14 protein-coding genes and 1 pseudogene are annotated in these 14,833 nt (G+C 49.0%); all 15 read left to right on the top strand.

Going from position 1 to position 14,833, the window contains the following annotated elements:
• The first annotated feature begins 406 nt into the window (after nt 1–406).
• A complete protein-coding gene (locus AB1L17_RS08290; RefSeq protein WP_412844129.1) occupies nt 407–1,105 on the top strand; it encodes a response regulator transcription factor in 699 nt (232 codons plus the stop codon).
• Nucleotides 1,102–2,118, top strand: a complete 1,017-nt coding sequence (locus AB1L17_RS08295) for a sensor histidine kinase (RefSeq protein ID WP_412844130.1) — start codon at nt 1,102–1,104, stop codon at nt 2,116–2,118. Before AB1L17_RS08290 ends, AB1L17_RS08295 begins: the two co-directional genes overlap by 4 nt.
• 68 nt (nt 2,119–2,186) lie before the next feature.
• A complete protein-coding gene (locus AB1L17_RS08300) occupies nt 2,187–2,957 on the top strand; it encodes an ABC transporter ATP-binding protein (RefSeq protein WP_412844131.1) in 771 nt (256 codons plus the stop codon).
• Nucleotides 2,932–4,818: an FtsX-like permease family protein gene (locus AB1L17_RS08305; RefSeq protein ID WP_412844132.1), complete on the top strand. Its 1,887-nt coding sequence runs from the start codon at nt 2,932–2,934 to the stop codon at nt 4,816–4,818. The genes AB1L17_RS08300 and AB1L17_RS08305 overlap by 26 nt, the downstream gene beginning before the upstream one ends.
• A gap of 70 nt (nt 4,819–4,888) precedes the next feature.
• A complete protein-coding gene (locus AB1L17_RS08310) occupies nt 4,889–5,359 on the top strand; it encodes a nucleoside deaminase (protein ID WP_412844133.1) in 471 nt (156 codons plus the stop codon).
• A 243-nt stretch (nt 5,360–5,602) separates the two neighbouring features.
• Nucleotides 5,603–6,079, top strand: coding sequence for an Lrp/AsnC family transcriptional regulator (locus tag AB1L17_RS08315; protein WP_412844134.1), 477 nt, complete (start codon nt 5,603–5,605; stop codon nt 6,077–6,079).
• Nucleotides 6,080–6,196: 117 nt separating this feature from the next.
• A complete protein-coding gene (locus AB1L17_RS08320; protein ID WP_412844135.1) occupies nt 6,197–7,759 on the top strand; it encodes an ABC transporter substrate-binding protein in 1,563 nt (520 codons plus the stop codon).
• Between the two features lie 41 nt (nt 7,760–7,800).
• Entirely contained in the window at nt 7,801–8,757 is a 957-nt protein-coding gene (locus AB1L17_RS08325) for an ABC transporter permease (protein WP_412844136.1), read from the top strand.
• Nucleotides 8,757–9,587, top strand: coding sequence for an ABC transporter permease (locus AB1L17_RS08330; RefSeq protein ID WP_106652428.1), 831 nt, complete (start codon nt 8,757–8,759; stop codon nt 9,585–9,587). Before AB1L17_RS08325 ends, AB1L17_RS08330 begins: the two co-directional genes overlap by 1 nt.
• A gap of 35 nt (nt 9,588–9,622) precedes the next feature.
• Complete coding sequence (locus AB1L17_RS08335; protein ID WP_412844137.1) at nt 9,623–10,597, top strand: ABC transporter ATP-binding protein; 975 nt, start codon at nt 9,623–9,625, stop codon at nt 10,595–10,597.
• Entirely contained in the window at nt 10,594–11,580 is a 987-nt protein-coding gene (locus tag AB1L17_RS08340) for an ABC transporter ATP-binding protein (RefSeq protein WP_412844138.1), read from the top strand. Before AB1L17_RS08335 ends, AB1L17_RS08340 begins: the two co-directional genes overlap by 4 nt.
• 20 nt (nt 11,581–11,600) lie before the next feature.
• The gene (locus AB1L17_RS08345) at nt 11,601–12,182 is read left to right on the top strand and encodes a chromate transporter (RefSeq protein ID WP_412844139.1); all 582 of its coding nucleotides are present in this window, start codon (nt 11,601–11,603) and stop codon (nt 12,180–12,182) included.
• Nucleotides 12,179–12,709, top strand: a complete 531-nt coding sequence (locus AB1L17_RS08350) for a chromate transporter (protein ID WP_412844140.1) — start codon at nt 12,179–12,181, stop codon at nt 12,707–12,709. The genes AB1L17_RS08345 and AB1L17_RS08350 overlap by 4 nt, the downstream gene beginning before the upstream one ends.
• Before the next feature lie 232 nt (nt 12,710–12,941).
• Nucleotides 12,942–14,552: a gamma-glutamyltransferase gene (gene ggt, locus AB1L17_RS08355; protein ID WP_412844141.1), complete on the top strand. Its 1,611-nt coding sequence runs from the start codon at nt 12,942–12,944 to the stop codon at nt 14,550–14,552.
• An 81-nt stretch (nt 14,553–14,633) separates the two neighbouring features.
• Nucleotides 14,634–14,763, top strand: a pseudogene (locus AB1L17_RS08360) (response regulator); the annotation flags it as partial.
• Nucleotides 14,764–14,833 lie beyond the last annotated feature (70 nt).

Below are 14,833 nucleotides of genomic sequence, written 5' to 3' on the forward strand. Positions count from 1 at the left end.
CGGCTACTAATAGAGTAAAGCCATTTCCATGAAAAATGGCCAGCCAGTTTTATTCTGGCTGACCTCATAATACGAAAAAGCGAAGATCTTTGGTACACCGACCGAGACGGAATGAAAAAAAGAGAAACAAGCCTTTAGCGTCCACCTCTGAGACACCTCCTGAATGGACCACTTTGGACGCGGGTTTCGCTTTTTTTCATGGAGTCGGGCAGTCAATCCTCCAGCGGGTGGGACAAGAAGCTGAGCGTTTTCTCCTGTTTCCTCCCCACCACAACAGCAACGTACAAGCCGTTTTTTCACTCGACATATAAAGTACGAGAAACGCCAAACCTTGGCGTAGTCTAGTTTTCTAATGGTATAGTAAATAATGTAATGGAGGAGACTCAAGATGAGAGGAGTATGAGTGATGTCCACAATCATGATTGTAGAAGACGACCCGAAAATCAACCAGCTGCTGCAAGAGCAACTGGAAAAATACGGATTCCAAACAGTCAATGTTGAACACTTTGATAGAGTCATGGAGGTATTTACCCAATCGCGCCCTGATCTGGTTCTGTTGGATGTGAATCTACCGAAATTTGACGGGTTTTACTGGTGCCGACAAATGCGACAGGAGTCCAACTGCCCGATCCTGTTCATCTCTGCACGAGAAAGTAAAATGGACCAGGTGATGGCCTTGGAAAATGGGGCCGACGACTATATCACGAAGCCGTTCGACTACGATGTTGTTTTGGCCAAAATCCGCAGTCAGCTACGCCGGGCTTACGGACAATATGCTCCGCAAGATGGAGAGCGAACAGTTGAAGTGGCTGGGCTCAAGCTGTTTTTGGAGCGAATGGAGCTCTCCATGTACGATACCAAGATCGAGCTAAGCAAAAAGGAAGCGTTGCTGCTTGAAGCCTTGATGAATCAACATCCGCGTGTCGTCAGCCGTGAGCGTTTGCTAGAAAAGCTGTGGGATGAGCAGTTTGTCGATGAAAACACCCTGAATGTCTACATCACACGCGTGCGCGGGAAGCTAAAGGATATGGGGTTAGAAGGAGCCGTAGAGACTGTACGCGGTTCTGGTTATCGTCTACGTGCAACATGGGAGGAAGGGCAATGAAGCTGTTCCTTCGAGATCAATGGCCATTCGCAGCACTTTTTCTCATCCAATTGATTCTATTGATTATGATTTTTGCAATGGATGGGTATTGGAATGAATCATTGATGATTTACGTCATGTTTTTATCGGTCTTTTTTGCGGGTGCTTTTCTCGCTTTCCGCTATTTGTCTCATCGTACCATCTATCAGCGTCTGAGCAAGCCTGTAGAGTCATTGGAGGAGCTGACCCAGACGTATGGGAATGCTCCGATTTGTCGTGCGATGGATGAGATCAGCCAGGAGCAATACCGCCTCTACAAAGAACAGCTTCATGCCTATGAAAACAAACAACGTGATCATACGACCTTTATTCAGCAGTGGGTTCATCAGATGAAGACACCGATTTCCGTTATTCATCTGTTGCTGCAAAACGAAGACGATCCAACGGCAGAGAGCGTCCGTGAAGAAGTGGATCGGATCAAGCGTGGGCTGGAAACGGTTTTGTACATAGCTAGACTCGATCGTTTTGAACAGGATTTCCTGATTGAGCCCGTAACCCTGCGTTCCTTGGTGCAGAATGTGTTGGCTGAAAACAAGAGGCTGTTTATTCGCAATCAAGTGTATCCCGAAGTAAAAATCGATGAGAATTGGCGAGTGGAGTCCGACGAAAAGTGGCTCGCTTTTGTACTCAACCAATTGTTAACGAATGCTGTTCGTTATTCAAAAGGAAAAAGCAACAAGGTTAGCATTCGTGTCTATGAACGAGGAGCGCATGCCGTACTGGAAGTGCAGGATTATGGGATCGGAATTCCTGCTGAGGATATCCGCCGCGTATTTAAGCCGTATTTTACGGGAGAAAACGGGCGTAAATACCCTGAGTCGACCGGGATGGGGCTTTACTTGGTGAAGGAGATATGCGGAAGGCTTCATCATGGGGTGGAAATGGAATCCGAAGTGGGAGAGGGGACAACTGTGCGTATCGTTTTGTCTGCCATCGTTCCAACCTTACAAGAAAGTAAGATAGCTGAAAGTTAATTCGATAGTTGGACTATGCGCACTTTTCGTATAGTTGAATTTGGAAGTGCAAGAAAGGGGAATGGCGCATGGAAATGCTTGCTGTAAATAGCTTGAGTAAAATATACGGGGGCAAGGTAACTTACCGCGCGTTGACGGATATTGATTTCTCGATTCGCAAAGGCGAATTTGTCGGGATCATGGGTCCATCTGGCAGTGGTAAGACTACGCTATTAAACATGATCGCCACCATCGATTCACCAACCTCTGGTGCGGTTCTATTGAACGGAACGAATCCGCATCATTTAAAAAAAGATAAACTCGCGCTGTTTCGTCGCCGTGAGCTCGGATTTGTGTTTCAAGATTTTAACCTCTTGGACACGTTGACGATCGGGGAGAACATCGTATTGCCGCTCACTTTGGACAATGAAAATGTATCCGTCATGGAAGAAAAGCTGCAAAGTGTTGCGGAGAAGCTAGGAATCCAGGATATTTTGGAAAAGCGGACTTTCGAGGTATCTGGTGGGCAACGCCAACGGACGGCAATCGCCAGGGCGATCATCCATTCCCCGTCACTGCTTCTGGCAGACGAGCCAACAGGAAATCTCGATTCCAAGTCTTCGCGCAATGTGATGGAGACACTGGAAGCGATCAATAAAAGGGACAATACAACCATGATGATGGTGACGCATGATGCATTGGCAGCTAGTTATTGCCATCGGGTGATCTTTATTAAAGACGGGCAGCTCCATAACGAGATGTATCGTGGTGAGAGTCGACAGGTATTCTTCCAGAAAATTATTGACTCACTGTCGTTTTTGGGAGGGAACACCTATGACCTTTCGACAATTCGCGTGTAATAACGTAGTACGAAATAAACGAATGTACGCTGCGTTTTTCATGAGTAGCGTTTTTTCTGTCTTAATCTTTTTCGTCTATGCGATGTTCATTTTCCATCCGGAAATTATCGGGCAGGAGATTCACGAATCGGTAGCCACAGGAATGATGGCTGCTGAGTACGTCATTTTTTTATTCTCCTTCTTTTTTCTCTTTTATTGTGTCGGTGCTTTTCTGAAAAAGAGGGAAAAGGAGTTCGGTATCCTTTTTATCCAAGGCATGACACCCCGACAGCGGAACACGCTGATTTTTATGGAAAACATGCTGATTGGAATTGTCTCGATAGCCATCGGGATTGGGCTCGGGCTGGTACTCGCCAAGCTGTTTTTTCAATTCGCCGGATTTTTGCTGGATGTGAAAGCACTCGGGTTCTACTTTCCGTGGAAAGCCATCGTTTTGACCGTGGTGGCGTTCCTCATCTTGTATGCGGCGATTTCGCTGTTTACCGTCCTTGTGCTGCGAAGTCGCAGTCTCTTGGATTTGCTGCAAGGAAGTGGTCGTCCCAAGCGTGAGCCGAGGGCATCGTTAGTGCTGTCTCTGGTGGCAGTAGCGCTGTTGGGTATGAGCTATGTCCTTGCCCTCACTGCTGATGGCGTGAATGTGCTCGTGCTGATGCTCCCGGTCATTGCGCTTACGACTGTAGGAACGTATCTCTTGTTTACACAGCTGAGCGTCATCTTCATCGACTTTTTGAAGAAGCGTCGAGCTTTTTATTGGAAAGGTACGAATCTCCTGACGCTCTCTGATCTGGCCTATCGAATGAAGGATAATGCCCGGATGTTCTTTTTGGTAAGCATCGTCTCTACTGTTGCTTTTTGTGCGATTGGTACGCTGGCGGCGTTGGCGGGGTCCATTCAGACTACGGTGATGAAAATCAATCCGTTTGCTTTTGAATACCAGTCCAAACAAAGTGATGTGGAGAGGGCAAAGAATCTGTCATTAATCGAAACGAGCCTGCAGCAAGGCGGCTTTTCCTTCGAAAAGTATCAAGTGGCCATGCGTATTTTGCCAGAGCCAGTCAATGAGGAAAGAATTGGTGTAGTCAAGCTGTCCGACTATAACCGACTGGCCGTCGCATCCCAGTCGCCTGAGCTCCAAATGACGAATAACGAAGCATTCGTCCTGCTCAATTGGATTGGCGATTCGGTAGCGAGTAAGTCCCTGCTGGTGGGAAATGTCCAGCTCGCAGTCAAAACAGACACGAATATGACTCCGTTGATCAGAGGGATCGATTTTGAACGTTTGGTTGTCCTGCCAAATCAGGTGTATGACCAGCTTCCACAAATGAAGGAAGAACAGCGCTTTGTTTACGAGGTGCCGAGGTGGAAGGAAACGCAGGAGCTTAGTCTCAAGCTTCAGGAAGATATTAGCCATGTGCAAGAAGATTACTCTTTTGCAGCTCGTGCCCCTTACTTTCACACCATGAAGCAAATGGCGAACATGGGACTCTTCATCGGGTTGTTCGTGGGAGTTCTGTTCTTTGTAGCAGCAGCAAGCTTCCTCTACTTCCGTCTGTACACGGATCTGGAATACGATAAACGGCATTACGGATCGCTCTCCAAGATCGGACTCACGGATGCGGAGCTCACGCGGATTGTGACGACGCAGGTTGCCTTACTGTTCTTCGTGCCGATTGTGGTGGCAATCATCCACAGTATGGTAGCGTTCGTATCTCTGCAAAGCTTGTTGAAGCTCATCCTGGTCGCTTCTGTCGTCAAGCCGACGGCGATTGTATTATGCAGCTTTGTCATTGTTCAAGGTGTGTACTTCTGGATTATTCGAAACCGTTACTTGTTCCATTTGAAGCAATCGATGAATCGCTAGTGACTTTTCCATCATGTCCAGATGAGCGGGGACATAGGATAAAAGGAGAAGGATGCGAGGGGGCAAGCGGATGGAACGAGAGACATGGATGGGGCAAGCCGTACAGATTGCGTATGATAATGTACGTGAAAAAACAGGCGGTCCGTTTGGCGCGATTGTAGTGAAGGACGGGCAAGTAGTCGGGCGAGGACGCAATGAAGTGACGACGAGCCATGACCCTACTGCCCATGCGGAAATACAAGCGATTCGGGAAGCATGCCGTAATCTCCAAACCTTTCAATTAAACGATTGCGACCTGTATACGAGCTGCGAGCCGTGTCCGATGTGTCTGGGAGCCATCTACTGGGCGAGACCCCGTCATGTTTATTACGCTTGCACGAAAGAAGATGCGGCTCATGTCGGTTTTGATGATCAGTTTATTTATGAGCAGATAGTTCTCCCGCATGAAGTCAGAAGCATTCCCTTTCGGAAAATAGATCTTGAGAATAGACTGACTCCTTTTGAAGCGTGGTCACAATCGGAAGACCGCATCGAATATTGATAAGTAGCCTCTCCTATAATGGAGCAGGCTCTTTTTTTTCGTTTTATTTATAGTGAGAATAGGTGGAAAGAAAAAAATAAAATGAAAATGCTTTCGAAATGAAATTTTCAGATAAAGTATTGCGCTGTGTCGAAAATCGTATTATAGTAACAACAATCATTATGAAATTCGACCAATTTTCCTAAAATTCGACTGTCATAAGGTTAAATTACATTAAAATAAGACGAATAAGGTTGTGGTTATATGGAGGAAACTTTCCGAAGATCACTCTATCCTGATTTAGATGATATCGACTATGGGATCATTCGGGCCTTGCAAGGAAATGCGCGCTTGCCGTTTACCCAGATCGCGAAGGACCTAGGGGTCACGGAAAAGACGATCAGAATGCGTGTCCAACAATTGCAGGATGAAGGTGCCTTGAGTCTGGTCGGTATCGTCAATCCAGTCAAGGCAGGGTTTCACGTACAGGCGATGATTCAAGTGGCTGTAGATGCGGAAAAGCTGGACGATGTGGTTGCCGCGCTAACGGACATCGTGGAAATCAGATTAATCGTACTCACTTCTGGAGAATATCAGCTCTTCACACAGGTACTCGTAACAAGCTACGAAGAATTGTCGCAATTTTTACTTAAAAGACTACACAAGATTCCTGGAATTTCCAAGACAAATGTAATTAATGAATTAAAAATACTGAAGTCCAAGTACAACTTTATCCGTTAGTGCATGAGAGAACTTGGAAGGGGGAATGCCATCGGGCGAAAATCCGCTGGGATTATGAATGTCGAACAATTCTGAGAGTAGAGGCTGAAGAAAAAACTAGAGAGAAGGGGTCATCCTATGTTTTCGACCAAAATGAGCAAAACAATGCTCAGTGCCGTTCTGGGGACGGTTTTATTAGTAACAGGCTGTGGAGGAGGAAATAGCGCGAGTACGGACAACGGAAAAGCCGCAACAACAGTGCCAGCCTCCGGAAAAAAAGTACTGAACATCGGTTTAAAGGCTGATCCGCCGTCGATGGACCCAAACAGCTCGACATCGCTGTACGACCGCCAAGTGTACGCGAGCTTGTATGACAAGCTGTTTGATATCGATTCAGAAGGAAAAATTGTGCCAATGCTGGCGGAATCGTATGAAGTAACGCCAGACGGCAAGACCTATACATTGAAGCTGAAGCAGGGCGTGAAATTTCACGATGGTACCGAGTTTGATGCTGAGGCTGTCAAATTCAACTTCGAGCGCAACATGAACGGTGAGAAGTCCCGGCGGAAAGGCGAATTGAAATTCGTTGATTCCGTTGCCGTGGTGGACAAGCATACGGTGAAAATCCAGATGAAGGAACCTTTCGCTCCATTCCTGTCCGTCTTGACTGACCGTTCTGGCATTATGGTATCGCCAAAAGCGGTGAAGGAGCATGGCGATCAATACCTCAATCATCCAGTAGGAACGGGCCCATATGTTTTTGTTGAGCAAGTAAAAGGCGACCACGTGACGCTGAAGAAAAATGAAAACTACTGGAATGGCCAAGTGAAGATCGATGAAGTGAACTACAAAGTATTCACGAACGGAACCGCGAAGGTACAAAACCTGCGCTCCGGTATGCTGGATATCATCGATGATACGCCTGTAAAGGAAATCCCTGCAATCAAGGGGGATGCGAACCTGCAGCTGGTTGCGGAATCCGGCCTGGGTTACCAAGGTCTTTACTTGAACAATTCCCGCCCACCGTTTGACAACAAGTACCTTCGTCAGGCTGTGGATCGTGCAATTGACCGCGATGCAGTGGTAAAAGTATTGTTTAACGGCTATGCGGCACCAGCTCGTACAGCATTTACAAAAGGCAGCTTGGCATACAACGAAGCATTGAATACACCGAAGCCGCCAGATGCAGCGGAAATCAAGGATTTACTCGCAAAGGGTGGCCAACCGAACGGATTTAACTTCAAGCTGTACATCTCTACTTCTCCAGAAAATGAACAGCTGGGTGCCGTCCTGCAAAACATGCTGAAACAACACAACATCAACGTGACACTGGAAAAATTGGAATACGGACAATTGATTGAAACAGGAGATAAAGGTGAATTCGAAGCGATGCAGCTCGGTTGGTCTGGACGTCAGGACCCTGATCAAAACTTCCATGACTTCGTCGTAACGGATACATCGAACAACGATGGCCGCATTTCCATTCCAAAGCTGGATGAACTGGTCATCAAAGCGCGTGGTGAACTGGACGAAGCAAAGCGCAAGGCGCTGTATGATGAAGCAGCTGCATTGCTGCAAGAAGAAGCGGGTTATGCGTACATGTACCACCAATACGTGTTGCTCGGTATGAACAAGAAAGTAACCGGCTTTACTTATGTTCCAGACGGTTTGATCCGTACAGCGAATTTGGACAAGCAATAGTTCATGCAACACTATAACAGCAAGAGCAAGGAGGAATTGTCATGATGTTCATAGTCAGACGTCTGTTGCTGACAATCCCGATTCTCCTGCTGGTGTCGATCATGACATTCTCTTTGATTCATATGATCCCGGGCGATCCTGCCCGGGTCATTTTAGGAGAGGAAGCGACACCGGAAGCCTATGCGGCACTGCGAACCGAGCTGGGATTGGATCAGCCGATCGTAGTGCAATATTTTTCCTGGCTGGGAAAAGTGGTAACGGGTGATTTGGGGATTTCGATTACGGACCGTGTGCCGGTCGCAGACTTAATCATGCAAAGACTTCCAGCCACCGTGGAATTGACGATCGGAACGTTCCTGGTAGCGATTCTGATTGCGTTTCCTGCGGGAATTCTCGCGGCAGTTCGTCGCGGAACCTGGATTGATTATACAAGTACGTTTACAGCTCTCGGAGGTATGAGCATCCCGAGCTTCTGGCTGGCGATGATGATGATTATTTTCTTTGCTGTTGAAAACCAATGGCTGCCTTCTTCCGGTTATGTACCGTTTTCTGAGAATCCAACACAGAACTTGATGGCCATGATACTGCCCTGTTTGGCAACGGGCTTGCGGGAATCTGCCGTCCTGATGCGTATGCTACGTTCTTCGTTGCTCGATGTCGTAAGCATGGACTTTATTCGGACAGCGAAAGCGAAGGGATTGAATGAGGCTCGCACGATTTTGGGACATGCGCTGCGAAATGCGATGGTCCCGGTGGTAACGACCTCGGGTTTGATGATCGCAGGCTTGTTAGGCGGTCTGGTGATTACCGAGTCGATCTTTTCGATTCCTGGCTTTGGCCGTCTGATTGTGGAATCTGTATTCAAACGTGACTATGTAACGGTTCAAGGAGCGATTCTTGTTTCCGCTGTTCTCGTTGTATTGGTTAACTTGGTTGTCGACATTTTGTACGCTGTCATTGATCCGCGCATCAAGGCTGGGAAAGGAGCAGGTGAGTGATGAAAACCGTGGGCAAATTTCTCCGTAATGGTTTGGGCGTCATCGGAGCGGTGATTATCCTCGGATTGATTTTGGTGGCGATTTTCGCGCCACTGATCGCACCCTTCGACCCCAATGCACAAGACTATAACAAAATTTTGATGCCGCCAGATGGTGAGCATTTGTTTGGAACCGATGATCTCGGTCGGGATATTTTCTCTCGTGTTGTTTACGGGGCGCGCATCTCGATTCAGGCAGCGCTGATCTCTGTCGGCATTGCGATGCTGATCGGTGTGCCGATTGGACTGTTGTCCGGTTACTACCGCGGCTTTTGGGATGAGTGGATTGTCATGCGAAGCGTCGATGCGATGCAGGCCTTTCCGTTTCTCATTTTGGCATTGGCGATTTCAGCGGTGCTTGGTTCAGGCTTCGGGAATGCCATGCTGGCGATTGGGATCGGTTTTGCCCCTGCCTTTATTCGAATTACGCGTGGTCAAGTTCTTTCGCTGCGGAATATGGAGTATATTCAAGCAGCACGTTCGGTTGGGGTAAAGGATGCACGCATTATTTTTCGCCACATTTTGCCGAACGCCATGAACCCGATTGTCATTCAAGCGACTTTGGCAATGGCATCCGGGATTATCGCAGAAGCATCCTTGTCCTATCTGGGATTGGGTGTACAGCCGCCGACTCCATCATGGGGAAGCATGCTAAACCAAGCGCAAACACTTATGTCCGTCGCGCCCTATGCGACATTTTATCCGGGGATTGCCATCTTTTTAGTCGTGCTGGGCTTCAACTTGTTGGGAGATGGTCTGCAGCAGGTTCTGGACCCACGCGCACGTAAATAATGAATGCCCTACACGGGAAAAAAGGAGTGGAGCAGATGACGACCATCTTGGAGGTAGAACAGCTGAGAACCCGTTTTCGCACGGACAGCGGTGTCGTCAGTGTCGTGGACGGCGTCGACTTCTTTATCCGTGCTGGTGAAACGCTTGGCGTCGTGGGCGAATCGGGCTGTGGGAAGAGTGTAACCAGCCTGTCGATCATGCGCTTGCTGCCGCCCAACGGAAGCACGGAAGGATCGATTCGCTTCAATGGGAAGAACGTGCTTGCGCTGTCGGAAAAAGACATGCAAGGTGTACGCGGTAATGAAATCGCGATGATTTTTCAAGAACCGATGACATCCCTCAATCCGCTGCATACCGTAGGCAAACAGATTGAGGAAGCAGTCATGCTGCATCGCAAGGTAACGAAGGCAGAGGCAAAGGAACGGGCGATTGCGATGCTAAAAGCAGTCGGAATGCCTCGTGCAGAAGAGATTTACGGAGAGTTTCCGCATCAGCTGTCAGGAGGGATGCGCCAGCGTGTAATGATTGCGATGGCGATGTCCTGCGATCCGAAGCTGATTATCGCAGACGAACCGACAACGGCACTGGATGTGACGATTCAGGCGCAAATTCTCGATTTGATGCGAGATCTAAAAGAAAAGACCGGAACCTCCATCATGCTGATTACGCATGATTTGGGTGTAGTAGCCGAGATGTGTGACCGCGTAATCGTCATGTATGCCGGGCAAGTCGTTGAGGAGACAGATGTCGATACACTGTTTGACAGTCCGAAGCATCCGTATACGATCGGACTGATGAACTCGATTCCTGAGCTGGACGAAGAGCGCGAGTATCTGGAAACCATTCCGGGAGCGGTACCATTGCCGCATCAAATGCCAGTGGGCTGCCGTTTTGCCCCGCGTTGCTCGCAAGTCAAGCCGATTTGTCACGAGAAGCCACCAGAGCTCTTGCTGCTGGAAAATCAAAAATGTCGCTGCTGGCTGTATGCGAAGGAGGGAGAACAGGCATGACGACACCTCTCTTAGAAGTAAAAGGGCTGCAACAGCATTTTCCCATCAAGGGTGGCTTTTTGAAGCGGACAACAGGGCATGTCAAAGCAGTCGATGGTATTGATCTGACCGTCTATCCTGGTGAAACGCTTGGCATTGTGGGGGAATCGGGCTGCGGTAAGTCTACGACGGGTCGAACGATTTTGCGCCTCTTGGAGCCGACAGCAGGAGAAGTCTGGTTTGATGGCAAAGATTTAGCGAAGCTTCCCAAAGAAGAAATGCGCGTTATGCGCCGTAACCTGCAAATGATTTTTCAGGACCCATACGCTTCACTGAATCCGCGGATGACGATCAAGCAGATTTTGATGGAGTCGCTGATGGTGCACAACATCGGGACAAAAGCAGAGCGGGAAAAAGTCATCGAAGAGATTATTCAGGTCGTTGGCTTGCGAAAAGAACATCTGAACCGCCATCCGCACGATTTTTCCGGCGGACAGAGGCAGCGGATCGGGATTGCTCGCGCACTGGTCGTAAAGCCAAAGCTGATCATTGCCGATGAGCCTGTGTCTGCATTGGACGTATCGATTCAATCACAGGTACTCAATTTGTTAAAGGATTTGAAAAAGGAATTCAATCTGACCTTGATGTTCATTTCGCATGATTTGTCGGTCGTGAAGCACTTGTGCGATCGGATCGCGGTGATGTATTTGGGGCGGATCGTAGAAATTGCTGACAAGCGGACGTTGTTTGAGAACCCGAGCCATCCGTATACACGGGCGCTGCTCTCAGCTGTTCCAGTAGCGAAACCAAGGCAAAAGCGCGAACGGATCTTGTTGACAGGCGATTTGCCGAGTCCAGCAAATCCACCGAGCGGCTGCACGTTTCATCCGCGTTGTCCGTATGCGACTGAGCTTTGCAAGACGCAGGTGCCCAGTCTGTCAGACATTGGCGACGGTCAACTGGTATCCTGTCATTTGGTTCAATCGGGCGAACTTTTCCGCTAGGCAAGGACGGAGGTACAGCTATGATTTACTGGCAATTATTTCTCGCCTTTTTCCGCATCGGAATCTTCGGGTTTGGGGGAGGACCTACGATGGTTCCTCTCTTTTACACCGAATGCGTGAAAAAGTACAAATGGGTGACGGATGAGGACTTTTCCGACAATCTGGCGCTCGGCAATGCTCTTCCAGGTCCAATTGCGACCAAGCTGGCTGCCTTTATTGGCTATCGGGTAAAAGGCTGGAAGGGTGCACTGGTGGCAAACATCGCAGTAGTGATGCCAATCGTGCTTGTGATGATCGGTTTGCTGCAAGTTATTTATCAATGGAAGGATGCGCCGGGTGTATACGGCATGATCCAGGCAATCGGTCCGGTAATCGCAGTCATGACAGGCGTCCTTACATGGGAATTCCTTTCGAAAGGCTGGAAGGGAGCGTCCAGCAAGGCAGGTGTGAGCCTTTCACTCGCCCTCTCACTCGTAGCGTTGCTCTTCCTTGATTGGCATCCTGGCATCGTAGTAGGGATTGCGCTGGCCATTTCATTTGCCTACTCTACTTGGTCTGTCCGCAAGCGCAAGAACAAGGACGGCAAGGAGGGAGTTGCATGATTTACCTGGAATTATTTTGGGCCTTTTTTATCTCCAATATTTTGGGATACGGGGGAGGACCACCGAGTATTCCCTTGATCCAAAACGAAGTGGTCGACCATTACAAGTGGATGACCATTCAGGAATTCGGCGAAGTGCTGGCAGTAGGAAATGCGTTGCCTAGCCCAATCGCGACCAAGCTCGCTGGATACATTGGCTATCAAGTAGCGGGTGTACCGGGAGCAGCAGTCGCGTTATTTGCAACCGTTGCCCCGACAGCGATTGCGATGGTATTGCTAATGGGTTTTATTAATTTATTCCGCAGTGCCCCACAGGTAAAAGCGATGACCCAATCAGTACGCCCGGTAGTTACTGTCTTGCTCGGAACGATGACGTATCAATTCCTGATGGGTGCAGTCGAGGGAATTGGCTGGATGCAAACAGGGATTTTGACAGTAGTATCCTACCTTCTGCTCGAAACATGGAAGGTCCATCCTGCATTTGTCATCCTCGGAGCGATGGCGTACGGGTTTGTTTTCATCGGCTAGGAAAGTTAACGTAAGCTGGTAAGAAGAAAAAGCACAGGGCTCGTAGACCTTGACAACGCCTCCCCTTTTGGAAGTGGAGACGGACAGTCAATCCCCCTGCTGGCGTGTCAGAGTCGAAGAGAACTGTGCTTTTTCTTCTTCTCCACTATGTTGACTCAAACCAAAAGGCCTTTCAGTGCTTCTCTCATGGTCTTTCTTATCGGCTAAACGAACTACTTAGGAGGCATAAATCATGGTAAACTATGACGCAATGGAGTACCCATACGCATCGAAGCGTGTGACGACTTTTGCCAAGAACGGCATGGTAGCGACCTCGCAGCCGCTCGCGGCACAAGCAGGTCTCGATATATTGAAAAAAGGCGGAAATGCTGTTGATGCAGCGATTGCAACGGCTGCATGCTTGACTGTAGTAGAACCAACCTCTAACGGCATCGGGGGAGACGCATTCGCACTCGTGTGGATCAAGGATGAGCTGCATGGACTGAATGCAAGCGGTCCTGCTCCGCAAGGAATCTCCATCGAGGCATTAAAAGCAAAAGGTCTGGAAGAAATGCCGACCTACGGCTGGACACCTGTCACTGTACCAGGCGCGCCTGCTGCGTGGGCTGCCTTGTCCAAGCGTTTTGGTCGTCTGCCGCTGTCAGAGGTCTTACAGCCGGCGATTGATTATGCGGAGAGTGGCTATCCGGTATCACCAACACTGGCGCATTATTGGAATGCGGCGCACAAAAAGTTTTCCCAGCAATGCAAAGGTCAAGAGTTCACACATTGGTTCTCTACCTTTACGCCAGATGGCAAGGTGCCAAAAGCGGGCGACATTTGGAAGTCGCCAGGTCATGCTGAGACGCTGCGTCAAATCGCGGAAACAAATGCAGAGAGCTTCTATCGCGGAGAGCTGGCAGACAAGATCGACGCGTTCTCCCGCGAGTGCAATGGCTACTTGCGAAAAGAAGACTTGGCTGCCTTCGAGCCGGAATGGGTAAAGCCGATCGGTGTCAACTACCGAGGCTATGATGTGTGGGAGATCCCGCCGAACGGGCAAGGGATGATCGGCCTGATGGCGCTGAACATCTTGAAGGGCTTTGATTTTGACGCAAAAGATACAACAGACACGTATCACAAGCAAATCGAGGCGATGAAGCTGGCCTTTGTCGACGGATTGAAATACATCACAGAAGAGAGCAAAATGAAAGTCTCCAAGGAAGCATTGTTGTCAGAGGAATACGCTGCCACTCGCCGTGCACTGATTGGTGATGAAGCCTTGACGCCAGAGCCTGGTCAGCCGAAAACGAGCGGCACGGTCTATTTGGCCACTGCTGACGGTGAGGGCAATATGGTTTCCTTTATCCAAAGCAATTACATGGGCTTTGGTTCCGGGGTGGTTGTGCCGGGGACAGGGATCGCCCTGCAAAACCGAGGTCATAACTTCTCGCTGGACCCTGCTCACGACAATTGTCTGGAGCCAGGCAAAAGAACGTTCCACACCATTATCCCGGGCTTCCTGACGAAGGATGGAAAAGCAGTGGGGCCATTCGGCGTAATGGGCGGCTTCATGCAGCCACAAGGACATGTACAGGTGGTTATGAACACCATCGACTTCCACCTCAACCCGCAAGCTTCGCTCGATGCGCCGCGCTGGCAGTGGATGGAAGGCAAAACAGTAGAGCTGGAGCGTCATTTTCCAGAGCATCTGGCACAAGCCTTGGAGCGTAGAGGCCATACGATCAAATGGGCGCAGCTCGGCAATTACTTCGGGCGTGGTCAAATCATTTGGCGTGATGAAAATGGTGTGCTGAGCGGTGGTACTGATATGCGTACAGATAGTTGTATTGCGGCTTGGTAGGGAAAAGAGAATCGAATAGAAGAGTGAGTAGAGCCGAAGCGGATGCTTCGGCCTTTTTCTATTTCTTTAGAAATTGTTTAGATGCCGGGCATGAACGGTTTGGCTGCTTCCCGCACTGCAATTGCACGACGCGACACTGTCATCAAAGCGATTCAGGCTGGTGCGCGTGATTTTATCGCAAAAGCCCTTACAGTTCGAGAGGATTGAATAGGCTGTTCAAAATTTATTGGAAACAGATACCGGGTGAAACAAATAGCTGAGGTGTTAGAATTGAAGTTTGA

This window comes from Brevibacillus jepli, from assembly GCF_047229145.1.
Classification (GTDB): domain Bacteria; phylum Bacillota; class Bacilli; order Brevibacillales; family Brevibacillaceae; genus Brevibacillus.

Bases quoted from the DNA above. Each gene is read 5' to 3' on its own strand.
- AB1L17_RS08290 (WP_412844129.1), top strand. From the start codon at position 407: ATGTCCACAATCATGATTGTAGAAGACGACCCGAAAATCAACCAGCTG.
- AB1L17_RS08295 (WP_412844130.1), top strand. From the start codon at position 1,102: ATGAAGCTGTTCCTTCGAGATCAATGGCCATTCGCAGCACTTTTTCTC.
- AB1L17_RS08300 (WP_412844131.1), top strand. From the start codon at position 2,187: ATGGAAATGCTTGCTGTAAATAGCTTGAGTAAAATATACGGGGGCAAG.
- AB1L17_RS08305 (WP_412844132.1), top strand. From the start codon at position 2,932: ATGACCTTTCGACAATTCGCGTGTAATAACGTAGTACGAAATAAACGA.
- AB1L17_RS08310 (WP_412844133.1), top strand. From the start codon at position 4,889: ATGGAACGAGAGACATGGATGGGGCAAGCCGTACAGATTGCGTATGAT.
- AB1L17_RS08315 (WP_412844134.1), top strand. From the start codon at position 5,603: ATGGAGGAAACTTTCCGAAGATCACTCTATCCTGATTTAGATGATATC.
- AB1L17_RS08320 (WP_412844135.1), top strand. From the start codon at position 6,197: ATGTTTTCGACCAAAATGAGCAAAACAATGCTCAGTGCCGTTCTGGGG.
- AB1L17_RS08325 (WP_412844136.1), top strand. From the start codon at position 7,801: ATGATGTTCATAGTCAGACGTCTGTTGCTGACAATCCCGATTCTCCTG.
- AB1L17_RS08330 (WP_106652428.1), top strand. From the start codon at position 8,757: ATGAAAACCGTGGGCAAATTTCTCCGTAATGGTTTGGGCGTCATCGGA.
- AB1L17_RS08335 (WP_412844137.1), top strand. From the start codon at position 9,623: ATGACGACCATCTTGGAGGTAGAACAGCTGAGAACCCGTTTTCGCACG.
- AB1L17_RS08340 (WP_412844138.1), top strand. From the start codon at position 10,594: ATGACGACACCTCTCTTAGAAGTAAAAGGGCTGCAACAGCATTTTCCC.
- AB1L17_RS08345 (WP_412844139.1), top strand. From the start codon at position 11,601: ATGATTTACTGGCAATTATTTCTCGCCTTTTTCCGCATCGGAATCTTC.
- AB1L17_RS08350 (WP_412844140.1), top strand. From the start codon at position 12,179: ATGATTTACCTGGAATTATTTTGGGCCTTTTTTATCTCCAATATTTTG.
- ggt (WP_412844141.1), top strand. From the start codon at position 12,942: ATGGTAAACTATGACGCAATGGAGTACCCATACGCATCGAAGCGTGTG.